A 24,024-nucleotide genomic window follows, 5' to 3' on the forward strand; every position below is an offset into this window, starting at 1 on the left:
ATCCTCGGACCTCTCTTCACGGGATCGCTCGGCCTCTGGCCGGCGTGGACCTTCAGTCGGGACACGGACGAGGATGATACCACAGGCGGTCGCGGCCGGACCAAGCGGAGACGTGGTCGGGATGCGGCTCGGGTCAGTCGCCGTGCGGTTCGTCCGTCCCTCCCTGCCCGCCGCCGCCGGCCCCCGCTCCTTGCCGCTCCGGGAGGATGCGCTGAAGCACCGCGAAGGGGTTGTCGGGGCGAGCCTCCTCCGGGCAGGAGCAGGTCTCGACGTTGCGGTCGGCGCCGCACGTCGGGCAGATGCCCGCGCACTCCGGGTCGTGGAGCGGCGCGAAGGGCGCTTCGATGGCCAGGGCGGCGCGCAGCGCCGGCCCCAGGTCGACCCGGCCCTCCCGGATGACCTCGTACTCCTGCTCCTCGGGGATGCCCTCCTCCTGTCCCGGCCGCACGTAGAACGCCTCGAACGTCCCAGCCAGCTCCAGGGAGCACGGCACGAGGCATCGAGAGCACTCGGTCCGAACCGCCTCGCGCACCCAGCCGTCACCCACGACGCCCGCCCCGGTGTTCGTGAGAGAGACGCCGAAAGCGGCGGGTCCCTCGGGGACGAAGGTGACGTCGCCCACCGTGAACTCCGCGAGCTCGACCTCGTCCTCTATCACGCGCTCGGCGCCCAACTCGTCGAGCAGGGCGCCGAGGTCGACAGGGTATGTCTCGGTGGTCACCCTCGCTGGCCTCCCCCGCCGGGACCCCCTACCTTGCCCTGGAGGCGGTCCCTGCCGCGCTGCACGGCTGTGAGGAGCTTACCCAGGTTCACCTCGAGGTTGGCGAGCATCTCGTCGGCGTAGTCCTCAGCGCCGAGCCTGATCTCGCGCTCGCGGGACCTGGCGTTGTCCAGGATCTCCGCGGCCTGGCTCTCCGCCAGCTTCACGATCTCCTGCTCGCTCGCGATGGCTTGGGCGCGGTCGCGCGCCTCCTCGAGGATGCGGTTGGCCTCCTTCTCGGCCTCCTCCAGCATCTCCTGGCGTTCCTTGACGATCCAGCGTGCCTGCTTGAGCTCGTCGGGGAATTGCGCCCGTATCTCGTCGATGATCTCGTAGACCTTGTCGGGGTCGACCATCTTGGCCGAGGAGAACGGCAGCGAGCGTCCGTTGTCGACGATCTCCTCGATGCGGTCGATGAGCGCCATGATGTCCACGTTCGCTACCTCCTACCGAGGCCGCCCGTATCGGGCGGCGAGCGCCTCTCTCACGGCCTCGGGCACGAGCCCCTCGACCGGTCCGCCGTGGCGGGCGATCTCCTTGACTGCCGACGAACTGAGGAACATGTACTCGGGTATGGCCATGATGAACATCGTCTCGACCCCTTGCTCGAGACGGTAGTTCAGTTGCGCCATCTGGAACTCCCGCTCGAAGTCCGTGACCGCCCGCAATCCCTTGACGATGGCGGTCGCTTCGAGCTCCCTCGCGAGGTCCACCAAGAGAGTATCAAAAGGCCGCACCGATACGTTAGGGAGGTGCGAGACGGCCGCCTGGATGAACGCCACGCGTTCGTCGATGCCGAACAGCGGCCCGCCGCCCTTGTCCGGGGAGAAGGCGACCGCGACGATCACCTCGTCGAATATCGCCGACGACCGCTCGATGACATCGACGTGCCCCGAGGTGACTGGGTCGAAGGTACCCGGGCACACGGCACGCTTCACGAGTCCGTCCCTGCCCCTCCCGTGTAGGCGGCGATCGCGACAGACGTCCGGCCGTAGCGCCTGGGCTCCTCGGGCGCGAACCCTCCCGGCCACTCCGGTCGCCTCTCCGCGGCGTGCTCCCACACCGCGACGGCGCCGCGCTTCAAAGCCCCTGCTCTCGCCAGGTGCTCGACGGCTCTCCCGACCTCGGCGGGCTCTATCCTATACGGCGGGTCGAGGAAGAGCAACGAGTACGGCGCCCCAGGCAGCGGCCGCCGTACCGCGGCCGCTGCGTCGGCCGCCACGACGCGCGCCCTGCCCCCCGCCTCCAAGGCCTCGATGTTGGCCAGCAGCGCCATCAGCGCCGCCGGGTCGCGCTCGACGAAGGTGGCCGCCGCGGCACCGCGGGACAGCGCCTCGAGGCCGAGAGCGCCGCTGCCGGCGAAGAGGTCCAGCACGCCGGCGGCGGCAAGGTCGGGGCCCAGCTGCGACGTGAGCACGGAGAACACCGCCTCGCGCACCCGGTCTGACGTCGGGCGTGTGAGGCGTCCCCGCGGCGCCGACAGGCGCCGCCCCCGCCACCGGCCCGCGACGATCCTCATCCGCTGCTCACCCACTCCCACGCCGCCTCGATGCGTGCGCGGACCTCCTCGGCCAACGGGCGGTGCTCCGGGCGTCCCAGTCGCGGATCGCCGCCCACGACGGCGGCGGCGTCGGCCCGCGCGGCATCGAGCAGTTCGACGTCGGTCAGCACCGACGCGAGCTTGAGCTGGGGCATGCCGTGCTGCCGCTCGCCGAGGACCTGCCCCTCTCCTCGCAGCCGGAGGTCCTCCTCGGCAAGCGCGAAGCCGTCGGTGGTGGATGCTATCGCCTCCGTGCGGCGGCGGCTCTCCTCGGTCCTGGGGTCGGCGAAGAGCAGGAAGCGCCCCGGGGCCGCCCCGCGGCCGACGCGGCCCCGGAGCTGGTGGAGCTGCGAGAGTCCGAACCGCTCGGCGTCCTCGACGATCATCACGGTGGCGTTGGGGACGTCTACGCCGACCTCTATGACGGTGGTCGACACGAGCACGTCGACCTCCCCCGCGCGGAAGCGGTCCATCACGTCGGCCTTCTCCACCGGGCGCATCCGGCCGGTCAGCAGGGCGACGCGCAGCTCGGGGAAGACGACGCCGGCCAGACGCTCGGCCTCCGCGGTCGCGGCCGTGGCCTCCGCCGCGTCGGACTCGTCCACCAGCGGGCACACGACGTACGCCTGGTGCCCCGCGGCGACCTCGCGGCGCACCTCGGCGTAGGCGCCCTCCCGGCCTGTCTTGCCCACGACCTCGGTCGTGACGTGCTCGGCGGGGTCGAGGCCGGCGGGGCGCTCGCGCAGGTACGAGGCGTCCAGGTCGCCGTACAGCGTGAGAGCGAGGCTGCGAGGGATGGGCGTGGCGGTCATCACCAGCAGGTCCGCCCACTCGCCCTTGCCGCGCAGGCCGAGGCGCTGCGAGACGCCGAAGCGGTGCTGCTCGTCGACGATGGCGAGCGTCAGCCGCGCGAACGTCACGGACTCCTCCAGGAGCGCGTGCGTGCCGAACGCGACGTCGAGCTCTCCGCGCTCGAGACGGCCGAGGACCTCCCTGCGCTCGGCGGCAGGGGTGGAGCCCGTGAGCAGCGCCCACCGTGCGCCCGCCGCGTCGAGCAGCGGGCCGACCTTGCGGGCGTACTGGGCCGCGAGCACCTCGGTGGGCGCCATCATAGCCGCCTGCGTCCCGCTGTCGGTGGCCGCGGCGAGCGCGAAGGAGGCGACCGCGGTCTTACCCGTCCCGACGTCGCCCAGCAGGATGCGGTTCATCGGCGCCGCTGCGGCCATGTCCGCCAGCACGTCGGCCACCGCGTGCCTCTGGTCGGCGGTGAGCGTGAAGGGCAGGGCCTGTCGCAGGGCGTCCAGTCGCGGGCCGTCGGCGGCGTGGACGTGCCCCGGACGATCCACCGCCGCGTGGCGGCGCAGCGCGAGCCCGATCTGCAGCACGAGCAGTTCCTCGTAGGCGAGCCGCCGCCGCGCGTGCTCGGCCTCGGCGAGCGAGGCTGGGAAGTGCACACCGCGGAGGGCCGCGCGCCTGGAGACCAGGTCGCGGTCGAGCCTGAGGTGCGCCGGCAGCGGGTCGGGAACGTCGCCGAACGCGTCGAGGGCCTCTCTCACGAGCCGCCGCATCCAGTTGGTGGACACGCCCTCCGTGGCCCGGTGCACCGGGAGGACCCGGCCGGCCGTCGCCGTCTCCTCGTCGAGCCGCTCGACGTAGGGGTTGCGGATCTGCTTGAGGCCGAAGTCGAGATCGACCCTGCCGGCGAAGGCGACGCGCTGGCCGACGGCGAACCGTCGCGCGAGGTAGGGCTGGTTGAACCACACGCCGAGCAGCACGCCGGTCCCGTCGACGATCGCGACCTCCACCACGGACAGGCGCCGCCGCGGCCGTTTCAGCTTCACGTCGTGGACTCGGCCCGTGACCGTGACCTCCTCGCCGTGCCTCGCCGCCGCGAGCCTGGGCGTGGAGGTGAGGTCGAGGTAGCGGAACGGGTAGTGCTCAAGCAGGTCGCGGACGGTGCTCATGCCAAGGCGGCCGAGCGCCTCGGCCCTGTCCGCATCGACGAAGCGCACCTCGGTCGCCGGCCGTTCCCAGGCGGCCAGCGCGTGCGCCCGTGCGCCCGCTCCCGTCAAGCCCCTCAGGCCTCCGGGTAGTAGGCGCAGCCCGCCGCGTTCGGGCCCGCGTACGTGCCTATCACCGCTCCGACCAGGACCGGTTCCTCCTCAGTCACGCGGACGCCGGCCCCGAGGAGCGCCTGGCGCAGCTCCTCGGCCCGCTCGGGGGCGCAGGAGTGGAGGAGCCCGAGGCGGACCGGCCGCCCCGCCGCGTCCTCCGCCACGTGTGCCGCGAGCTCGGAGAGCGCCTTGCGGAAGCCCTTGACCTTCTTGAACGGCGCGACCTCGCCGGCCTCGTCGAGGCGCAGCACGGGCTTGATGTTGAGCAGCGCGGCGGCGAGTCCCGCCGCCTTCCCGGCACGGCCGCCCTTCACCAGGTACTCGAGGGTATCCAGCACGAAGAACAGCCGCGTCTCGGACGTGACCCGCCGTGCGGCATCGGCGACCTCCTCGCCGGTCGCTCCCGCATCGCGCGCCCTGACAGCCGCGCGCACCACGAGCGCCGTCCCCTGACTGACGAGCTTGGTGTCGATGAGATGGACGGGCACCCGGGACGAGGCCGCCGCCAGCACGGCGGACTCGTGCGTCCCGGACAGCGCGGTCGAGAGGTGGATCGAGACGATCGAGTCGCACCCGCGCTCGGCCAGTCGCCGGTAGGCCGCCTCGAACTCGGCCGGGGAGGGCTGGGACGTCTTGGACGGTTCCGGGGAGGCGGCGAGGCGTTCGTAGAACTCCTCGGGGTGCAGCTCCAGCCAATCCTCGAAGACCTCCTCGCCGAAACGGACCTTCAGCGGCACCATGAGTACGTCGTGCTCCTCGTGGTAGGCGGGCAGAAGGTCGGCGGTGCTGTCGCAGACGATACCGACTGTCATGGCGTGCTCCTTTCCGTGCGGGCCTCGAGGCGGATGCTCACTCGACCGACATGATCAGCGGGTACAACGGCTGGCCGCCGATGTGCGCCTCGACCTCCAGTTCCGGGTGCGCCTTCGCCAGACGCGCCGCGATCTCTTCCAGGCGCTCCGGTTCCAGGTCGGCCCCCGCGAGCAGCGTGAGCGTCTCCCCGTCGCCGGCGATCACGTCCAGCAGCCGCCCGCTCACCTCGGCGATGTCGTCGCCTACGACCTCGACCTCGTGGTCGGCGACCCCGATGACCTGTCCGGCGCGTATCTCTCCGGCCTTGCCCCGGGCGTCCTTGACGGCCATCGCCACCTCGCCGGTGCGCACGGCCTTGGCCGCGTCGGTCATCGCGGCCACGATCCGGTCGGGATCCGACGAGGGGTCGTACGCGATCATGGCGGCGAACCCCTGGGGCACCGACATGGTCGGGACCACGTGGACCGGGATGTCGGTGAGCGAGGCCACCTGCCGGGCGGCCATGACGATGTTGCGGTTGTTCGGCAGGATCACGACGTGCTCGGCGTTCACGCGCCTCGCCGCCTCGAGCAGCTCAGCCGTCGACGGGTTCATCGTCTGACCCCCGGAGACGACCTCGTCCACGCCGAGACTCCCGAGGATGGAGGCCAGTCCCTCGCCCGCCGCCACGGCGACGAACCCCATCGGCTTCGCCGGGCCGAGCGCCGCCTCCTGGGCGAGGACCCTCGACCGCCGTGCCGACTGGCGGCGCATGTTGTTGACGTGCACGTCCGCCACCTCCCCGAGACCGGTGGCGTAGGCCAGCACGGCGGCGGGGTCGTCCGTGTGGACGTGGACCTTGAGCGTCTCCGGGTCGCCCACCACCAGCTCCGAGCCGCCCGCGGCCGACACACTCGCATGGACGGCGTCGCGATCCAGCCCGTCGCCGAAGAGCAGGAACTCGGTGCAGTACAGGTACTCCTCGTCGTCCCAGTCCTCGGCCTGGCCGACGGCGAGCTCCGGGGTCGGCCTGGCGAGTTCCTCCACCGGCGCGTGGAGCGAGCGGCCCTCCCACGCTTCGGCGAACCCCTGCATCATGATCGCCAGCCCGAAGCCACCCGCGTCGACGACGCCGTTCTCCTTGAGCACCGGCAGCAGGTCCGGTCCTCGGCGCACCGAGGCGAAGACCTCGGAGACCACAGCCGTGAGCACCCCGTCGACGTCGCGGCCCTCGTCGGCGGCTCTCCGGGCCGCCGTGGCGGAGTCCTTCAGAGCTGTGAGGATGGTGCCGGCGACGGGCTTGCGCACTGCCTGGAAGGCCACGACGGCGGAGCGCTCCAGCGCCTCGGCGACGACCGCCGGCGTCAGGCGCTCGCTCGAACCCGCCACCTCGCACAGACCGCGCAGTATCTGGCTGAGGATCACCCCCGAGTTGCCGCGTGCGCCCATGAGGGACCCGTGCGTGACGGCGTGGCAGACCGCGCCGTGGGACGGCTCCGTCGGGAGCTTCGCCAACTCGGTCACGACGGCGTCCATGGTCAGCGACATGTTGGTGCCCGTGTCGCCGTCGGGCACCGGGAACACGTTGAGCTTGTCGACGTCGTCCTTGCGGGCCTTGAGCGCGTCGACGGCCGCGGTCACCAAGGTGACGGCATCGCGCGTCGGGTTCTCGGTCGCCATGGTCTCCCCGCCGGCTACTTGCGCACCTTGACGTCCTGGACGTGGACGTCGACGGCATCGACCTTCACGTCCGCCATCTTGGTGAGCACGTAGCGCACCCGCTCCGAGAGGTTGTGGGAGACCTCGGTGAGGTTGGTGCCGTGCTCGATGATCACGTAGAGGTCCATTCGGACGGCATCACCGTGCGTCTTGACCGACACGCCCTTGCGCAGCTTGTCTCGGGAGAGCGCCTGGGCGACGCCGTCGCGAAGCGTCGGGCTGGCCATCCCCACGACGCCGTAGCACTCCAGGGCGGCATAGCCCGCGAGGTCGGCGAGCACGTCGTTCGCGATGTTGATCGTGCCCGGGACCTGGCTCACGACTCCCCCTCCCTGCACGCCTCCGGGAGCGCCTCGAGGTCCGCGATGAGCGTCTCGACGGGTACGCCGTGCACGGATGCGACGGCGAGCAAGGTCTCCATCTCCGCGGCCAGGCACGAAGGACAGGGCAAGCCGTGCGCGGCGAACACGCGAGCCGCGCGCGGCTCGCTCGCGAGAACGTCGGATATGAGCATGTCGGCGCTGAACCTCGCCATACACGTCCTCCTCGCGTCGCACGGCGTCACCGGTCGCCCCGGCGCGGCGCCCTCAGTATATCGGAATGGCCCGCCGCTCCGAACGTCCCGTCCTCGCGAGGGCTCCTTGCCGGACGCCCGGGGGCGTGGTAGTATTGTTGAGCTTTGCCCAGGGTCCGACGGGCGGGCGACCGCCAGCGACGGGAGTCGGGATCATGTCGAGAGTGTGCAGCGTCTGCGGCAAGCACCCCTCTGCGGGTCGCAACGTCAGCCATTCGCATCGCGTCACCAACCGCGTCATCCGCCCGAACGTGCAGAAGGTGCGCGCGGTCGTCGACGGCACGGTCAAGAGGGTCAACGTCTGCACGAAGTGCCTGAAGGCCGGGAAGGTGCGCCGCTCGCTCTGAGGCGGCCTCCCCGAGCAGTCCGAAGCCGTCCCGAAGCCCTCCTGTGGAGGGCTTCGCCGTACTCCCTCAGGCGGGGCGTGGGCGGCCCTGAAGCCGCGGCTCGCCGTTGCGCGGGTGGCCCCCCTCGCCGACGACGACGTCGCGGAAGACCGCCACGACGTCAGGGTCGAACTGCGTGCCGGCCTTGTCCTGGAGCTCCTCGAGCGCGTCGCGGGTGGACAACGCGCGGCGGCGGTAGGGCCTCTCCGACGTCATCGCGACGAACGCGTCGGCGGCCGCGAGGATCCGGGCCCCGAGGGGGATGCTCGCGCCCGACAGGCCGCCCACGTACCCGCGGCCGTCGTACCACTCGTGGTGGTGGTAGACGATCGGGACGACCTCGCGCAGCGCCGGCGCCTGCTCGAGGATCTCGGCGGCCAGGACCGGATGCATCTTGAGGATGCCGCGCTCCACGGTGGACAGCGGCCGGTCGGCCACGATGAGCGCGTCGCCTGCGGCGCTCATGCCTATGTCGTGCAGGAGCGCGGCGATCTCGAGCGCGTGCTGTTCGGAGTCGTCCAGGCCCATTCTCCGCCCGATCGCCGACGCGTAGTGCAGCACGCGCTCCGTCGCGCCGGAGGCGTAGGGGTCCTTGGTCTCGAGAGCCAGGGCGAGCGCCTTGAGCGTGGCGAAGTACACCTCTCGTGCGCATGAGACGGCGCGAGCGTTGCGCAGCGCCGCCGCCGTCTGACGTGCGAGCACCTCGAGCGCCGCGGTGTGCGACGACGTGAACCGTGCCGGGAAGGTCCCGCTGCCGACGTTCAACACGCCGAGGATGCCGTCTTCGTCGGCTATCGGGACGGAGATGGCCGAGCGCACCCCGTGCCGCCGTGCATGGCGGCCCTTGCCCTGGAGGTCCTCCACGAGCAGGGGCTGCCGGCTCGCAAGGACCCAGCCGGCGATGCCCTCGCCTTCGGACACCTCGGTCGTCTCCACCACTTCGCGCGGGAGGCCTCGGGCGGCGGCGATCCGCATATGGCCAGTATGCTCGTCGAGGAGCATCACGCTGCCGGTGATCGCCTCGGAGAGCGCCATGGCCTTGGCCAACGCCGAGGAGACGACCTCCTCGGGGTCGAGCAGCCGGGAGAGCTCGCGCGCCATCTCGAGGAGGATCTCGGCGGTCTGCGTCTGCTGCCGGGCGAGGTGGACCGCCAGGCAGCCGGCGAGCGGGCCACGCATGACCGCGGCCACGCGGTTGAGCAGGTCGGTATCGGGCGGCCCGGGGGAAGCGAAGTCGATCGCCGCCACGCCGCGTGCGTCGCCGGCCAGCACAGGCACGGCGTAGCGCCATAGCCGCGTCTCCCCCTGCTGGTCGTGGGATCGGGAGACCTCCTCCAGCGTCGCGACGCCGCCGGCCAGGGCGTCTCCGAGAGGACCGCCCTCGACCGGTACCGGTTCCCGGGCCGGCGACAGGGGGCCCACGGCCGAGACGAGCCGGAGCGTGTCGGTGGCGGGGTCCTCGAGCCAGAGGTGGGCCGCGCCCGAGGGGCCGGCCGCGCGGGCGTTGTCGAGGAGCGCCTGCAGGACGGCGGGGCAGTCCAGGCGACGCGGGGCCCGGATGTCGGGGCTCGGGGGGCGCTCGGGCGGAGGTGGTGCGCCGGGCACGGACGCCGCGGCATCCGGCGAGACGCGCCCCACCGGCACCGGTCGCGACCCCTCGACATCCGGCCGCGCACGTCCCACACGGAGCGCCAGGTAGGCCACGAGGACCGAGAACGCGAGCGCTGCGGTCGCCAAGCCGGCTTCGGGAGTGGAAAGAGCCCACGCGGCGACGCCCGTCGCGGATGCGACGACCGCGGCGGCGAGGACTCGTCTATGGGTAGATCTCACGCTATGCGGGTCCTCCCTGCCCCTCGAGAAGAGTATATCCGGAATGCGGCCCGTCCTTGCACCGGTCGGGAGTAGCGCGTGTGACACGTGTCACATCATCCCAAGGTAGCATTCAGCGCTCCTCCGACAGCCGGACCCTCCCGAGGCCCGCCTCTGCGTTGGCGATCACGATGACGGACCCTCCCCGCACTCTCACGATCGCCGGCTCCCCCGTCGTCACGTTGCTCACTCCGAGGGAGGACATCGGTTCCAGGGACGCGTCCGTCAGCGCGTACGCGAAGCCCTCGAGCGTGACGCCGGATGCACCCCCGGGGGCGATGACCGAGACCGTCGCGCCGGCGGGGGCCGTCAGGGAGAGGACCCGCCGGCGGCCTCCCGCGACCCAAGCGGAGAAACCGGGCTCCTGCACGTCGGCGAGGAGGTCCGAGGCGCGCAGCAGCGTGCCGAAGGCGGCGAGCGTGTGATCGAGGCGGGCGGAGAACGCCGCGGTGAGGGTCACCGCCGCGGCGCCGTCCGCCCGCGCGACGGAGACCGCGAGGTCCAGGTCGGTCTCGTCCTTGACCGACGGGTGTCCGACGACCCGGACCCCCGCCGCGGACAGCGCCTCCATCGTGCCCGGCGGAGAGGAGTCGAAATCGCCGACCGCGACGTCGGGCTTCCTGCCGAGCGCAAGGGCCAGAGCCGACCCTCCGTCGGCCGCCACCACGCGCTCGGCATCGCGGAGGAGCTCGGAGTAGAAGGCCTCCCGGCCGGGCTCGGGCGCCGCTCCTACGACGAGTGCCCTCATCGGGCCCCAGGTCCGCCGGGCGAAGTGGGGACGACGCGTTCCACGGCCGGCAGGATCAGTGCGGCTGCGGCCAGGACGGCCACGGCCGAGGGTACGATGTAGCTCGCGTTGTAGAGAAGCGAGTACAGCCACACGGGCTGCCCCTCGGGCGCGTACTCTGCGAAGAAGACCACCCCGGAGACGAAGTGGGCGCCGAACCTTCCGAGGATGCCGAGGAGCGCCGCAGCGAGCACCCATGCGAGGGTCGTCGCGGGCCGCCGGGCGCCGCGCCCTTCCCTCCACGCCCACGCTCCGAAGCCGGCGAGTCCCACCAGGCCGAAGGCGACGGGGTAGTCGAGCCCGACCTGGATCCAGTGGACGAAGTACGGTTCCATCATGTAGTCGATGAAGCCGAAGGCCGCCCCGGCGGTGAGGCCCGGCAGGAGGCCGTTGCGGACCGCGAAGACCACGAGCGGCAGCATGTCCAGCGAGGCGCTGCCGCCGAAGGGCATCTGGAAAACGGGCAGGCGGTTCAGCACCGCCGCCAGCGCGAGCGTGAGCGCCGCCTCCACGAACATCCTGGTACGCATGCCTGCCATGACGTCCTCCCTTCCCGGCGCCGCCCGCGGGCGAACCGGTCGGGGGAGCCGAAGGTGGGAGATGAGGGGATGAGCCCCTCAGCCGTGATGCGGCCCCGCATTACCGGCGCCGTCGTCTCGGTCGCGGTCGCGGAACGACCGCCTCTCAGCCGCCTGCGCAGCTCCCGATACGGTTTGTCGTGTGAGGCATGGTGTCACAAGCGACACCTCGGGGCAAGGGTATGCGCCGACACGCCGCGGGTCCGGGCGGAGGGGACGAGCGCCCGCCGCCGAAGACGTCTACTGCATGGCGCGCAGGTACGGATACGGGTTGACGGGCGCCCCGCCGTTCGGGTGGATCTCGAAGTGAAGGTGCGGCGCTCCTCTCGACGCGTTGCCGGTGGATCCGACGTATCCGATCGTCTGGCCTGCCGAGACCCTTCCCGAGGTGACGGCGTACCGGCTCAGGTGCGCGTAGTAGAAGCGCCAGCCGTTGTCCGCGGTCAAGTGGATCGACAGGCCCCCCAGTCCGCTGGCGCGCGCCGAGACGGACCCCGAAAGCACGGCGACGCACGGGGTCCCGGCAGGGGCCATGATGTCGGTGCCCTGGTGGCGGCGCCTGCCGCCGGAGCGGGAGGCGCCCCAGGTGTCCGAGTAGTAGTGCGGGCCCTGCACGGGGAAGACCATCCCGTTGGGCCCTGCGGGGCCGCGCGCGGCGCCGCGGGAGACCGAGGACGCACGCGCCTTGCGCATCAGCCTGTCGTACTCCGCTTGCTTCGAGCTCAGGCGCTCTTCCAGGCGGTCGCGCTCCGAACGCAGCCGTCGCGCCGCGTCGCGCCGGGAGTCGGTCTCCCGCTCGAGCTCCCTGCGCTCACGCTCGAGCCGCGCCTGCAATGCGGCGACCTCCTCGATCGCCGCGGCGTCGGCCGTGCCGATGCGCTGGAAGAACTGCATGCGGCTGACCAGGTCGGAGAAGTCCTCCGAGGCGAGTAGCACGGCGATGAGCCCCGGGCCCTGGTTGCGGTACATGGCACCCACCCGCTCGCCGAGGACCCTTCGGGCATGCTTGAGCTCCTCGGTCGTGTTCTCGAGCCTCTTCTCGACACGGGCCTCGCGTACATGCGCCTCGTCGAGGCGCCAGAACGCACGGTCGTACTCGCGGCCGGCCTTGCGCACCTCGGCCTGCAGGACCCGCAACTCGTCGCGTGCCTTGTCCGTCGCAGGGGCGGCTCCCGCAGGGATGGCGACCGCGAGCGCGACGGCCGGCAGCATGCAGACCGCGAGCGCGAGACGAGCGCGCAGGCGAGACGAGGGGGGTCGGCACCGGAGGCTCATCGGCGTACGAACACCTCCCCCAAGGCACGGTAGACGGCCCGGGCGATCTCGTCGGTCCAGCGCGGGTCGCGGAAGGCGAGCTCATCCTCGCGCGAGCCCGCGGAGCCGAGGCGGACCCGCGCGCCGGGGGCGGGGACGCGGGATATCACCGCGTCCCTCTCGGTCAGGACCGTCACGACCCTGCGCTCGCCCCGCAGCTCGGCCGCCATGCGCTGGGCGAGAGCCTCCGAGTCGGACTGGAAGGCGGAGCGCCCCTCGGCCGCCGGCGGAAGGATCACGGCGACGCCGCCCTCCCCTCGGGCTGCGACTCCGAGTCCGACCAGCGCGGTGGGGGTGGCCTCGGCGGCGGTTCGAGCGCGGGCGCGCGCCGAGGGCTCCGGGTCGGCGAGCGATCGCGTCACGGTCACCGTGGCGCCGGAGGCCTCAAGCAGGGAGCGCAGCCGGCGCGCCACCTCGAGCGGGGCGTCGAGGGTACCGGTGGCCACGGGCGTCGGATCGATCGCGAAGGAGAGCCCCTCCATGCGGTAGGGCAGCAGCGCCGAGGACGCGCTCCCCGAGCCGGCCACCGTGAGCCGCACGACATCGGAGGTGGTGACCGTCGCCCCGGGGGCCGGCACGGTGGAGACGACAGTCCCGCTGGCGGCCTCCGATTGCACGACCTCCACCCGCACGGCCAGGCCGCGCTGGGTAAGGAGCCGGCGCGCGTCCTCGAGCGGACGGCCGACCACGTCGGGCATGAGGAACGTCTCCGTTCCGGCGGAGACGACCAGGACGACCTCGGCACCCGACCGCAGCCTCGCGCCAGCCGCGGGCACCTGTTCCACGACGGTGCCCTCGGGGAACTCGGGCGAGAAGCGCTCGTCACCCCTTCGGGGCGTGAGTCCAGCGGCGGAGAGCCGGTCGGCGGCCTCCTCGTACGCCAGCCCCGTGACCGGCGGCACCTCGACCGTCCGGCCCCCGAGGAACTGCCAGGCCGCCACGGCACCCGCCGCCGCCAGGACGGCCGCCGCGAGGACCGCGGCGGCCCACAGCGGCACGAGCGGCCGCCTGCGGATCCCGCGTTGCGAGGGGGGTATGCTGGAGAGGTCGGCGGCCCGAGGCGCCGTCGGCGCCTCGTCCTCGGCGGGGGTCCGGGTCTCGTGCTCGCCCGTCCCGCTCCCGGCGGAGTCGCTGTGTCCCATGTGGCGGATTATAGCAGTGGCCGCGGCCGGTGGCCCTTGTCGGCAGCGGCCTTGCTGGGTATGCTCACCAGTCGTGCCGTCTCCTGCGGCACCGTCGAAGCGCACCGTCGTGAGGAGTGCATGCACATGCCCGCATACGACTACCGCTGCAAGGCGTGCCGGGAGACGTTCGAGGTCGTCCGGCCGGTGTCGGACGCGTCCGACGTGAGCTGCCCCGCCTGCGGTGCCGAGGCGAAGCGGCTGTTCACCCCCGTCGGCGTCGTCTTCAAAGGGTCCGGGTTCCACAACACCGACTACCGCCGGAAGAGCGACGCCGGTGAGCCCGCCCCCGCGGAGAGCGGATGCGCCGGCGCCGAGGCCGGCTCGGACAAGTGCGCCTCCTGTCCCGCATCCGCGGTGGAGTAGGCCCGCCGAGGACGAAGCCGAGCCGCCGCGTGTCGGACGACCGCGGCGGCGGGACGCCTCAGTCCATCCGGACCCAGAACGGTTCCGCGCCCTTGCGGCGGTAGACGGTCTCGATGAAGCGAACGTTGCCGCTGCCGCCGTCGATGGCCAGGGAGTGCGTGCGCGAGCCGGTGCCGAAGTACCGCACGCCCCGGAGCATCTCCCCGTCCGTCACCCCTGTGGCCAGGAAGGCGGCTTCATCCGTGTTGACGAGGCAGTCCATGTCCAGGACCCCGTCGATGTCGCACTTGGACATCTTCTCCGCGCGAGCCCGCTCGTCTGCGTTGCGGAACTCGAACCGGCCCATGAACCCGCCGCCGATCGCCTTGATCGCGGCGCAGGCGAGGACGCCCTCGGGGGCCGCGCCGATGCCGAGATACAGATGGATGCCGGTGCCCTCGATACAGGTGGCTACGCATCCGAAGACGTCGCCGTCGGAGATCAGCCGGATCCGCGCCCCGCTCTCTCGGATCTCGCGGATCAGGTCCTCGTGGCGATCGCGGTCCAGCACGCACACCACGATGTCCTCGACGGGTCTGTCGAGGGCCCGAGCGACCGCGCGCACGTTCTCCGCCGGCGATGCGTCCACGTGCACCCCCGCTGCCGCGCGCGGTCCCGTGGCCACCTTGTACATGTAGGTGTCGGGCGCGTTCAGCAGCGTGCCCCGGGGGCCGAACGCGAGCACCGAGAGCGAGTTGGGCTGCCCGTGGGCGGTGAGGTTGGTCCCCTCGAGGGGGTCCACGGCGATGTCGATGGGCTCCCCGCCGTCGCGCCCGACCTTCTCTCCGATGTAGAGCATCGGCGCCTCGTCGCGCTCCCCCTCGCCGATGACGATCTCGCCGTCGATGTCGATCTCCGCGAGCGCCTTGCGCATGGCGTCGACCGCGGCCTGGTCCGCGTCGTTCTTCCTACCCTTGCCCATCCAGCGTCCTGCAGCCAGCGCCGCGCACTCGGTGACCTCGAGCATCTCGATGATCCGGGTGTTCCGCATGCGTGTCCCTCCTCGACCCCGCGGGCACCCGCCCGGCCTGCCGGCCGCCTCCGGCGCCGGCGCCCGACCCGCGCCCGAGGCGTGTCAGGATGCGCGCTCCAGGGCGGCGACGAAGTGACCGTCCGGTCCGTCCCGCTCCGGAAGGGACCGGAACCATCCCTCCGCGGCGACGAACCGGCGCATCCCGGCCGGGACGGCGCCCCCGAGCGGCCGCGCGAAGAACCCCTTCCCCTCCCCTGCGAGGAAGGCCCCCACGACGTCCTCGTTCTCGATGCGGGAGATGCTGCAGGTCGAGTACACCACAACGCCGCCCGGCCGCACAAGCGAGGCCGCCGAGGCCAGCAACCGGGACTGGAGCCCGGAGAGCCGCTCGAGGTCGTCGCGGCGCAGACGCCACCGCCTCTCGGGATGGCGCCTGAGCGTGCCGAGGTTGCTGCACGGCGCGTCCAGCAGCACCCTGTCGAGTCCGCCGGCGGCCGGCAACCCCTCTATGGAGGAGGGATCCGTCGCGTCCCCGACGAGCGCCGTGACTCCGGGCACCCCGAGCCGGCGCATCCGCCCGCGGAGCACCTCGACCTTGAACGGGTGGACGTCGAGCGCGAACAGGCGGGCGCGGCCGCCCGCAGCGACCGCGTGCGCCTGAACCAGCATGGTCTTGCCTCCCCTGCCCGCGGCCAGGTCGGCCACCACCTCTCCGGGCAGGGCGCCGAGGACGAGCGGCGCGACCTGGGCGGCTGCGTCCATCACGACCGCGAGGCCCTCGGCGAGAGCGCGCGAGCGCACCCCGTGGCTCGGCGAAGCGCAAAGAACGCAGCCCATGGGGTCGCAAGCCCGGGGTTCGGCGCCGTCCTCGCTGAGAGAGGCGACCAGCGCCTCGAAGCCGCCTCTGAAGGGGTTGTGCGCGAGGTACAGGGGCGCCGGCTCGCAGTGCGCGGCGAGCACGCGCGACGCGGTGTCGCGCCCGAGGTCGGCGATGAGGGAGTCGACGAGCCAGCGCGGATGCGCCGTCGCGCGCGCGAGGGCCCCGTCGTCGCTCGCGGGGTCGCCCCATGGGAAGGACGGGGCCTCCTCCGCGAGCCGCCGCAGCACGGCGTTGGCCATGGGGGCTGCCTCCCGCCGTGCGCGGCGCACGGCCTCGACCCCTTCGTTCACCGCGGCGCGCGGCGGCGTGCGGGCGAAGAGCAGCTCGTAGGCGGCCAGGCGAAGGGCGTCCCGAACCTTCGGTTCGACGGAACCGGGACGGTCGAGGAACCGCTCGAGGGCCTCGTCGAGCACGCCCTCGGCCTGCAGCGTGCCGTACGCCAGCCGGGTCGCGAGAGCGCGGTCCCGTGGCCCCGGGCCGCGTCTGTCGAGCACGGCCTCGAGCACCGCCGGCGCGTACCCGTGTCGCCGGCGGACCTCGCCGAGGACCTCCAGGGCGGCCGCGCGGGCCGGCGCGACGCTCACGCCCAGCTGTCCCAGGTCGCGCCCGGCGGGAAACGCGCTCCTCGGGCGAACGCGGCGCCGTCCATCTCCCCGCGGCCCTCGGGCCGGACGCGGTCGAGCCGCAGGGCGCCGTCGGCCAGCCCCAGGTGCAGCCCGTCCCGGGTCGCGGACACGCCTCCCGGAGCGAGCCGCTCGGGGGAGGGCGCCGCGGCGACCACCACGACACGCTTCTGCCCGACGAGCGCCCGGCACGGCGCGCTGGCGGTGGACGCGCGGACGCGGCGCAGCGCGGCGTCGACCGGAAGCGAAGGGTGGAGCGCGACGTCTTCGGCTGTGACCTTCGGGGCGTACGTCGCGCGGGTCTCGTCTTGCGCGACCCACACGACCGTCCCGCGCTCCATCTCGCCAAGCACGGCGACGAGCGCCGCCGCACCGGCCTCGGCGAGCGCGCCCGAGAGCGCCGCGGCGTCGGCGTCCCCGACGGGGACCTCGACGCGCGCGGCGTACGGACCGGCGTCGAGCTCTCTCACCACACGCATGATGGTGACCCCCGTCCGCTCGGCGCCCTCGAGGATCGCTCTCTGGACCGGAGCAGCCCCCCGGTACTCGGGAAGCAGCGACGCGTGCACGTTCACGCAGCCCAGCGGCGGCACGGCGAGGATCTCGTCCGGCAGCAGCAGCCCGTAAGCGGCGACGCACACGGCGTCCGGGCGCAGCGCGGAGAGCCGCTCCGTCTCCGCCGGGTCGCGAAGCGTCGGGGGCTGGACCACCGCGAGACCGAGCTCCTCGGCGGTGGTCTTGACCGGGGACGGAGTCGGAGTCCTGCCCCGGCCCGAGGGCTTGTCGGGACGCGTGTACACAGCGGCGACCTCGTGGCGGGAGGCCACCGCGCGCAGCGAGGGCAAAGCGAACGCGGGAGTGCCCATGAATACGACGCGCATCCCCCTCCTTCCCCGGCGGCTCGACCAGCCGCCAGGTCCGGTCCCGGTGTCGATCAGGTCCCTTCGGCCGGGGCCTCCGCGGAGGCGCACAGCTCGTTGTAGCGCCTGAGCGCCGCCTTGCGGTCCTCGGGCGAGGCCCGGTCGAGGATCAGCGTGCCGTCGAGGTGGTCGATCTCGTGCTGCAGCACGCGGGCCAGCAACCCTTGACCCTCGATGCGGACGGGCTTGCCTGCGACCGTCAGCCCCTCGCATGCCACATGGACGGAACGCGGTACCGGCACCGTGATACCCGGAAGCGACAGGCAGCCCTCCTCGTCGACCTCCTGGTCCTCCGAGCGCTCGACGACGACCGGGTTGCACATCGCGATCACACGTTCGTCCACGTCGAAGACGATCACGCGCTTCAACACGCCGATCTGGGGCGCGGCGAGGCCGACGCCCGGCGCTTCCCGCATCGTGCGCCCCATCTCCGCCGCGAGCTCGCCCAGCGAGGCGTCGCCGGGCGGGTCCACTTCCTCGGCGCGCTGCTTCAGCACAGGGTTCGGGTGGCTCAGTATCCTCATCGCCTCACGGTCCGTGTCGGCAGGCCGGCTGCGCCGGCGCGTGCTTGCGGGGATACCCCGCCGGCCACACATTCTACACGCCCCGGCCGCGGTTCCTCACGTCGTGTCGGCCGGGTCCACGTCGGCACAGACGGTCACGCCCTCGGTCCGCCGGAGGGCCTCGAGGGCCGAGCGCACCGGGAGCGAGACCTGGGCGCGGGGGGGTGCCTTGAGGAGGACGTGCCAGCGGTGGGCGCGCTGGATGCGCGCGAGGGGGGCGGGGGCGGGTCCGAGCACGCGCCACCCGGGAGGGATCCTCGAGCGCAGCTGCGAGGCGAGGTCTTCGGCCACCGACCGGACCGCCTCCAGGCTCTCGCCCGAGACGAGCGCGTTGACGAGGCGGCCGAAGGGCGGGAATCCGAGCTCGCGGCGAAGGGCGCTCTCGGAGGCGACGAGCGCTTCGCGGTCGTGCCTGACCGCCGCCGATATCGCCGGGTGGCCCGGCCAGTACGTCTGGACGATCACCCGCCCGCCGGCCTCCCCTCGCCCCGCTCGCCCTGCGACCTGCTCGAGCATCTGCCAGGTCCGTTCGGCCGCGCGGAAGTCAGGGAGGCGGAGCGCCGTGTCGGCGCTGATGACCCCCACGAGCGTGACCTCGGGGTAGTCGAGCCCCTTGGCGATCATCTGCGTTCCGAGCAGGACGCCCGAACGCAGGGCTTCGAACTCGGCGAGGCGCCGCTCGTGGCCACCCTTGCCGCGCGTCGTGTCGGCGTCCATCCTCACGACCGGCAGCCCGGGCAGCGCCGAGGAGAGCTCCGCTTCAACCCGCTGCGTACCCGCGCCGAAGCGCCTCAGGTACGGGCTTCCGCACGCGGGGCAGGCGACCGGCGCGGCCGAGGAGGCGCCGCAGTGGTGGCACAGGAGGCGTGAGCCGGCCTCGTGGTACGTGAGCGAGGTGGAGCAGTCCTCGCAGCCCGGCACGTAGCCGCACTCTCGGCACAGCAGGAAGGAGGCGAAGCCGCGGCGGTTCAGCAGCAGCACCGCCTTGTCGCCCGCGTCCCGCACGGCCTCGAGCGCGCCGCGCAGCTCCGCCGAGAACATCGAGCGGTTGCCGGCGGTGAACTCGGCGCCCATGTCGACCACCGTCACCGGCGGCAGCCCTCCGCCGGTGGCGCGCTCCGGCATCGGGACGTGGATCCAACGCTCCTCCACGGCGGCGTGGAGCGTCTCGATGGAGGGCGTGGCGCTACCCAGGACGAGGGCGGCACCGAGCGACTCGGCGAGCCGTCGCGCGACCTGACGGGCGTGGTAGCGGGGAGCCGAACCCTGCTTGTAGGACGCTTCGTGCTCCTCGTCCATGACGATCAGTCGCAGGTCGGGCACCGGCGCGAAGACCGCGGAGCGTGCTCCGACCACGAGGCGCGCGGCGCCGGAGTGCACGAGATCCCACTGGTCGTACCGCTCGCCGGCGGGCAGGGCGCTGTGCAGGACCGCGACCAGTCCTCCGAAACGCGCCCGGAAGCGCCCGACGGTCTGAGGGGTGAGGGAGATCTCCGGCACGAGGACCATCGCGCCGCCGCCGGAGTCCAGCACGCGCTCGACAGCCCGCATGTAGACCTCCGTCTTGCCCGACCCCGTGACGCCGTCGAGCAGCACGTTGCCGCCGCCGGCGGAGAGCGCCGCCTCGACCGCGGCCAGTGCGCTCTCCTGACCGGCCGTCAGGGACTCGGGGCGGGGGGCGGCGCGCGCGGGTCCGCTCGTGTTCCTGAAGCGCCGACGGCGCTCGATGCGCAGCACGCCCCCGGCCTCCAGGCGCCTCAGAGCCCCGTCCACCCCGCCGAGGTCGGCGGCGAGCTCGGCGGCGCGCACCGGGCCCGCGGAGAGCGCGTCGAGCACGGCGCGCTGAGTGGTGGCGCGAGCGGCGGGCACGTGACTGCGCCCCTCTTCGGTCAGCTCGACCCAGCGGTCGTCCACCGGGCCGGTCTCGGGCCGCCGCAGCGTCCAAGCGCCGGTAGCCGCGTCCTTCACCGCCCTCGGGGTGCCCCCGGGAGGCAGGAAGAGGCGTAGCGCCTCGGAGAGCGGGCAGACGTACTCCTGCGCGATCCAACGGGCGACCTGCGCGCGCTCAGGGGAGAAGAACGGCCCTCCGAGCAGGGCGCGCACCGGCTTGAGCCTGGGGTGCCTGCTGTCCTCGGCGCCACCCACGACATAGCCCACGGCCGGGCGCCCGGCGAAGTCGACGAGCACGCACGAGCCCACCTGGAGACCGGGGAGCCTCTCGGCGAGGTAGTCGAAGGGGGCGTCGATCCCCCGGGCGGGGACGTCGACGACGACGTGCGCGACGCGCACGAGCACCTCCTTGCGCGGGTCGGGAAGCGCCCCCAGCATAACGGAGGCCGCCGACATCGAGCCGGCGGCCTCGCGCGACGCTCGCAGCCCGCGGCCCTACTCGGCGAGCCCGGCGGCCTCGGCCAGCGCGGCGCCCTTGTCCGTCCGCTCCCACGTGAAGTCCTTGTCGGCCCGTCCGAAGTGACCGTATGCGGCCGTCTTGCGGTAGATCGGGCGGCGCAGGTCGAGGTCGCGGATGATGGCGGCCGGGCGAAGGTCGAAGACCTCGTCGACGGCCTTCTCGATCGCGCCGATCGCGACCCTCTCGGTGCCGAAACACTCGACCATGACCGAGAGCGGGTGCGCCACGCCGATCGCGTAGGCGAGCTGCACCTCGCAGCGGTCCGCCAGGCCCCCGGCCACGACGTTCTTGGCCACCCACCGCGCGCCGTATGCCCCGGAGCGGTCCACCTTCGTGCAGTCCTTGCCCGAGAAGGCGCCGCCGCCGTGGCGCCCGGTGCCACCGTAGCTGTCGACGATGACCTTGCGCCCGGTGACCCCGGTGTCGCCCATGGGCCCGCCGATGACGAAGCGGCCGGTGGGGTTGATGAACACCCTCGCGTCCTTGTACGCGATGCCTTCGAGATCGAAGACCGGTCTGATCACGTTCTCTATGAGGTCGGGCCTGAGCAAGCCGTCGATGTCCACGCCGTCGGCATGCTGGGCGGCGATCACGATCTTCTCCACCGACACGGGCCTGTCGTCGACGTAGCGGACCGTCACCTGCGTCTTGCCGTCGGGGCGCAGGTAGTCCAGCACCTCCGCCTTGCGGACCGCGGTCAGACGTTCGGCGAGGCGGTGCGCGAGGTATATCGGCATCGGCATGAGCTGGCTCGTCTCGTTGACCGCGTAGCCGAACATCATCCCCTGGTCGCCGGCGCCCTCGAGGTCCAGCGGGTCGCCGTTCTCACCGTGCTGCACCTCGTAGGACTGGTCCACCCCCATCGCGATGTCGGGCGACTGCTCGTGGATGGCCGTGATCACCCCGCACGTCTCGTAGTCGAACCCGTACTTGGCGCGCGTGTAGCCGATGTCCTTCACGACGCTGCGCACGACCGCTGGGATGTCGATGTAGGCGTGCGTCCTGATCTCGCCCGAGACGACCACGAGGCCGGTGGTCGCGAGCGTCTCGCAAGCGACCCGCACGTACTCGGCGGAGGCCCCGGAGCCGGAGTCGGTGACGTAGCCCTCCTCGGCGAGCTTCGCCTCGCGGGCGATGATCGCGTCGAGGATGGCGTCCGATATCTGGTCGCACATCTTGTCGGGATGACCTTCGGTCACCGACTCGGAGGTGAACAGGTAGTCTCGCTCCGGCATGGGGCCTCCTTGTCCCGAAGGGAGCCGCGGCCCCCGTCGACGAAAACACCCTCGCCCGGTCGGACGAGGGTCTTCGCGCGCGTGCCGGCAGCGCAGCTATTCCCTCATCTTCCAGGCGTCGTGCCTGCCGCGACTTGGCACCGTGCGTCGTATTCACGCCGGTTGCCGGGGCTTCACAGGGCGCGGTCCCTCTGCCCTCTGCAGCCGCTCGCGCGGCTGCCTCGTGATGAGCACGCAGACCGTACCACGCCCGGTTCGCACTGCCAAGGGCGGAGCTCTCCGTCAGCGGGTCACGGGGCTCTCTGGAGATGGCGGGCACCCGCGGCAGGTCCGGCAAGGAGGGTCCAGATGTGCGTCTGTACCGTCTTGGGCAAGGCCGCCTCGCTGCCCATCAACGTCACACCTTCGAGTCCGTCGCCATGCGTGAAGAGCCACAGGGCTCCGAAGCTGCCGCCGTCCGGGGCCTCCAGGACGACCGGGCTGGCGCGTCCGCCGGCCAGCGGCGCCGCCGTCAGGCCGTCGGGGAAGGCCGCGCCCGTGGCGACGACCGGGCGGGTCGCGCCGAGTATGCCCTCGGCGATGGCCCAGTTCGAGAAGCGTGTGGACGTCTCGTATCGGTCGCGCCCCGCGACGCGGCGCGGTGAGGGCAGGCGCGTCTCGGCGGCGCCGGTCACGGCCCGCTCGCTGCCGAGCACGACCGTGCGCTTCACCCCGAGGGAGCGGATGGCGGACAGAGTCGGCGAGGGGATGGAGTCCGGCTTGGCGTACAGCACAGGCGCGGCTTCCGCATACGCCGCTGGGCCCGCGGAGAGCGCGTCAGGGAAGTTGACGCCGGAGACGACGTAGGCGCGCGGCGGCGTGCCGCGCAACCGCCGGATGCGCTCCGCGACGAGGCGCGCGGTATCGTAACGATCGCGACCGCCCAGCCGGATGACCTTGCCGGCCAGCGCCGTCCCGAGCGACACCGCGGTGCTCCGCTCGACGGCCGCGGCTCCGCCGACGACATACGCCTCCGTGGCGCCCAGCCGCCGCAGTTCCGCGAGGGTGGCCGAGGGCAGTGGACCCCGCTTGACGAGCAGGACGGGTCCCCGTACGGCGCCGGCCAGCGCGGACGCCGAGAGCGCGTCGGGGAAGTCCATCGCGCTCGCCACGACCACCGTTCTCGCCGAAGGGAACGCTGCGCGGCTGGCCGCCAGAGCGGTGGCGACCCGGTCGCGCCCTGCGACCCTGTCGATGCGGCGGACCGCGGCCGTGGTGGGCTCTGAGACGAGGCCGGCGGCGTCGATCGCGCGAAGGGAGTACGACTCGCCGTCGGAGGCGGCGGGCCCCCTTCGGTCGAAGGAATCCGCCGCTCCTGGCAGCGTGGCCACGACGCTCGCCGGCCCGCCGTCCGAGGAGCGCTCCACGAGGTAGCCCTCCGGCGGCGTGAGGACGCGGAGGCGCTCCGTGAGCTGGGACGCGTTACCTGCCACGTCGAGGGCGGAGACGGCGTAGAAGACCGGGTCGGCGCCCTGGCTCCACGTGATGCGCAGACGCTCGTACCCGTCGTGCCAGGCGGTCACGCGTTCGGGTGGATCCGGCTTGATCGTGTCGTGCCCACCCGAGGTCGTGTCGACGAACGCGGGCAGTGCGGTGGTGCCGATCAGGTCTTCGTCGGTCATCGTGCCGTCGGTGCGGTTGCGGTACACGCGGTAGAGCCGCAAGCCCGAGACGGCGTCGGAGGATGGCGCCCAAGCGAGCGAGACCCCCTGCGTGAGTGCTACGCGGTGGAGCAGCTCGGGCCGGGACGGGAGGCCCGAGTCCACCTTCAGCGGCACCGTACCGTAAGAGGTCCCTGAACCCAAGACGGCTTTGAAGACCAGGTCGTGCCGGCCCTCGGGGGCGTCGGAAAGGTACTCCTGCAGCCCGCCCACCAGCGTGACGGTGGACTCGATCGCATCCCATCCCCACCCGAGGTCGCACGCCTGGTCGGCGCGCACCCACGACTCGGGAGGCGTGACGTACCACCCGTCGGCACCGTCGGGAAGCGCCGGGTCGAGCAGTACCGTGACCGAAGGGCCTGCCTGTGAGACGACGGCGGTCATGGCGGCGAACGCCGGGGTGACCGTGAGGAGCGCCGCGAGCAGCGCGAGCGCGGCCGTCCTCACGGGTCGTTGCGTCGGTTCCGGGCCCATGTCCCCCCTCCGTGGCCGGACGCCCTATCATACCGCCGACCGCGATGTCGGGGTAGGATATGCGTCACCGGCCGCGTCCACAGGAGGAGGAGACCCCGCAGTGACCGTCCGTGTCCGTTTCGCGCCGAGCCCCACAGGCCACCTGCACATCGGCGGCGCCCGTACCGCGATCTACAACTGGGCGTTCGCCCGGCGGCACGAGGGGACGTTCGTCCTTCGCATCGACG

At 72.5% G+C, this 24,024-nt stretch carries 24 protein-coding genes and 1 riboswitch; of the genes, 3 read left to right on the forward strand and 21 right to left on the reverse strand.

The window, feature by feature from the left end:
• Positions 1-133: 133 nt before the first annotated feature.
• Genes IBX62_03990 through IBX62_04030 form a run of 9 tightly spaced genes read right to left on the reverse strand, consistent with a single transcriptional unit; the run spans position 134 to position 7,460 of the window.
• Positions 134-721: a DUF177 domain-containing protein gene (locus IBX62_03990; GenBank protein MBE0476244.1), complete on the reverse strand. Its 588-nt coding sequence runs from the start codon at positions 719-721 to the stop codon at positions 134-136.
• Positions 718-1,194, reverse strand: a complete 477-nt coding sequence (locus tag IBX62_03995) for an ATPase (protein ID MBE0476245.1) — start codon at positions 1,192-1,194, stop codon at positions 718-720. Before IBX62_03995 ends, IBX62_03990 begins: the two co-directional genes overlap by 4 nt.
• A 12-nt stretch (positions 1,195-1,206) precedes the next feature.
• The gene (gene coaD / locus IBX62_04000; protein MBE0476246.1) at positions 1,207-1,698 is read right to left on the reverse strand and encodes a pantetheine-phosphate adenylyltransferase; all 492 of its coding nucleotides are present in this window, start codon (positions 1,696-1,698) and stop codon (positions 1,207-1,209) included.
• Positions 1,695-2,279, reverse strand: a complete 585-nt coding sequence (gene rsmD, locus IBX62_04005; GenBank protein ID MBE0476247.1) for a 16S rRNA (guanine(966)-N(2))-methyltransferase RsmD — start codon at positions 2,277-2,279, stop codon at positions 1,695-1,697. The genes coaD and rsmD overlap by 4 nt, the downstream gene beginning before the upstream one ends.
• Positions 2,276-4,372, reverse strand: coding sequence for an ATP-dependent DNA helicase RecG (gene recG, locus IBX62_04010; GenBank protein ID MBE0476248.1), 2,097 nt, complete (start codon positions 4,370-4,372; stop codon positions 2,276-2,278). The genes rsmD and recG overlap by 4 nt, the downstream gene beginning before the upstream one ends.
• 5 nt (positions 4,373-4,377) lie before the next feature.
• Positions 4,378-5,226, reverse strand: coding sequence for a DegV family protein (locus IBX62_04015; protein MBE0476249.1), 849 nt, complete (start codon positions 5,224-5,226; stop codon positions 4,378-4,380).
• Between the two features lie 37 nt (positions 5,227-5,263).
• Entirely contained in the window at positions 5,264-6,886 is a 1,623-nt protein-coding gene (locus IBX62_04020) for a DAK2 domain-containing protein (protein MBE0476250.1), read from the reverse strand.
• Positions 6,887-6,900: 14 nt separating this feature from the next.
• Positions 6,901-7,263, reverse strand: a complete 363-nt coding sequence (locus IBX62_04025; GenBank protein ID MBE0476251.1) for an Asp23/Gls24 family envelope stress response protein — start codon at positions 7,261-7,263, stop codon at positions 6,901-6,903.
• On the reverse strand, positions 7,242-7,460 hold the full coding sequence (locus IBX62_04030; GenBank protein ID MBE0476252.1) for a DUF1858 domain-containing protein: 219 nt from the start codon (positions 7,458-7,460) through the stop codon (positions 7,242-7,244). The genes IBX62_04025 and IBX62_04030 overlap by 22 nt, the downstream gene beginning before the upstream one ends.
• Positions 7,461-7,654: 194 nt before the next feature.
• Between IBX62_04030 and IBX62_04035 the strand changes: the two genes are divergently transcribed.
• On the forward strand, positions 7,655-7,846 hold the full coding sequence (locus IBX62_04035) for a 50S ribosomal protein L28 (GenBank protein MBE0476253.1): 192 nt from the start codon (positions 7,655-7,657) through the stop codon (positions 7,844-7,846).
• Between the two features lie 66 nt (positions 7,847-7,912).
• Here IBX62_04035 and IBX62_04040 read toward each other — a convergent pair whose 3' ends face one another.
• The 5 genes from IBX62_04040 to IBX62_04060 all read right to left on the reverse strand — a co-directional run bounded on the left by IBX62_04040 (position 7,913) and on the right by IBX62_04060 (position 13,575).
• Positions 7,913-9,715: a GAF domain-containing protein gene (locus IBX62_04040; GenBank protein ID MBE0476254.1), complete on the reverse strand. Its 1,803-nt coding sequence runs from the start codon at positions 9,713-9,715 to the stop codon at positions 7,913-7,915.
• 112 nt (positions 9,716-9,827) lie between these two features.
• Complete coding sequence (locus tag IBX62_04045) at positions 9,828-10,502, reverse strand: thiamine diphosphokinase (protein MBE0476255.1); 675 nt, start codon at positions 10,500-10,502, stop codon at positions 9,828-9,830.
• Entirely contained in the window at positions 10,499-11,080 is a 582-nt protein-coding gene (gene thiT, locus IBX62_04050) for an energy-coupled thiamine transporter ThiT (protein ID MBE0476256.1), read from the reverse strand. The genes IBX62_04045 and thiT overlap by 4 nt, the downstream gene beginning before the upstream one ends.
• A gap of 279 nt (positions 11,081-11,359) precedes the next feature.
• Positions 11,360-12,394, reverse strand: a complete 1,035-nt coding sequence (locus IBX62_04055) for a peptidoglycan DD-metalloendopeptidase family protein (protein ID MBE0476257.1) — start codon at positions 12,392-12,394, stop codon at positions 11,360-11,362.
• On the reverse strand, positions 12,391-13,575 hold the full coding sequence (locus IBX62_04060; protein MBE0476258.1) for a PASTA domain-containing protein: 1,185 nt from the start codon (positions 13,573-13,575) through the stop codon (positions 12,391-12,393). The genes IBX62_04055 and IBX62_04060 overlap by 4 nt, the downstream gene beginning before the upstream one ends.
• 126 nt (positions 13,576-13,701) lie before the next feature.
• Here IBX62_04060 and IBX62_04065 point away from each other — a divergent pair, with 126 nt between their 5' ends.
• On the forward strand, positions 13,702-13,980 hold the full coding sequence (locus IBX62_04065) for a hypothetical protein (protein ID MBE0476259.1): 279 nt from the start codon (positions 13,702-13,704) through the stop codon (positions 13,978-13,980).
• A gap of 58 nt (positions 13,981-14,038) precedes the next feature.
• Here the strand turns inward: IBX62_04065 and glpX are convergent, their stop codons facing one another.
• The 7 genes from glpX to IBX62_04100 all read right to left on the reverse strand — a co-directional run bounded on the left by glpX (position 14,039) and on the right by IBX62_04100 (position 23,797).
• Entirely contained in the window at positions 14,039-15,010 is a 972-nt protein-coding gene (gene glpX, locus IBX62_04070; protein MBE0476260.1) for a class II fructose-bisphosphatase, read from the reverse strand.
• 84 nt (positions 15,011-15,094) lie between these two features.
• Complete coding sequence (locus IBX62_04075) at positions 15,095-16,456, reverse strand: antitermination protein NusB (GenBank protein MBE0476261.1); 1,362 nt, start codon at positions 16,454-16,456, stop codon at positions 15,095-15,097.
• The gene (locus IBX62_04080; GenBank protein MBE0476262.1) at positions 16,453-17,376 is read right to left on the reverse strand and encodes a methionyl-tRNA formyltransferase; all 924 of its coding nucleotides are present in this window, start codon (positions 17,374-17,376) and stop codon (positions 16,453-16,455) included. Before IBX62_04080 ends, IBX62_04075 begins: the two co-directional genes overlap by 4 nt.
• 53 nt (positions 17,377-17,429) lie before the next feature.
• Complete coding sequence (gene def, locus IBX62_04085) at positions 17,430-17,939, reverse strand: peptide deformylase (protein MBE0476263.1); 510 nt, start codon at positions 17,937-17,939, stop codon at positions 17,430-17,432.
• Between the two features lie 96 nt (positions 17,940-18,035).
• Positions 18,036-20,267 (reverse strand): primosomal protein N', encoded by a 2,232-nt coding sequence (priA, locus tag IBX62_04090; protein MBE0476264.1) that lies wholly within the window; start codon positions 20,265-20,267, stop codon positions 18,036-18,038.
• 96 nt (positions 20,268-20,363) lie between these two features.
• Complete coding sequence (locus tag IBX62_04095) at positions 20,364-21,623, reverse strand: methionine adenosyltransferase (GenBank protein MBE0476265.1); 1,260 nt, start codon at positions 21,621-21,623, stop codon at positions 20,364-20,366.
• A gap of 101 nt (positions 21,624-21,724) precedes the next feature.
• A riboswitch (SAM riboswitch) is annotated at positions 21,725-21,856 on the reverse strand.
• A gap of 57 nt (positions 21,857-21,913) precedes the next feature.
• Entirely contained in the window at positions 21,914-23,797 is a 1,884-nt protein-coding gene (locus tag IBX62_04100) for a cell wall-binding repeat-containing protein (protein MBE0476266.1), read from the reverse strand.
• On the opposite strand from IBX62_04100, the gene IBX62_04105 reads away from it, so the two are divergent.
• Positions 23,796-24,024, forward strand: a 229-nt coding sequence (locus IBX62_04105; protein ID MBE0476267.1) for a hypothetical protein, incomplete at its 3' end; no start/stop codon positions are given. The two genes, IBX62_04100 and IBX62_04105, sit on opposite strands and share 2 nt — an antisense overlap.

This window comes from Coriobacteriia bacterium (genome assembly GCA_014859305.1).
Lineage (GTDB): Bacteria > Actinomycetota > Coriobacteriia > Anaerosomatales > Kmv31 > Kmv31.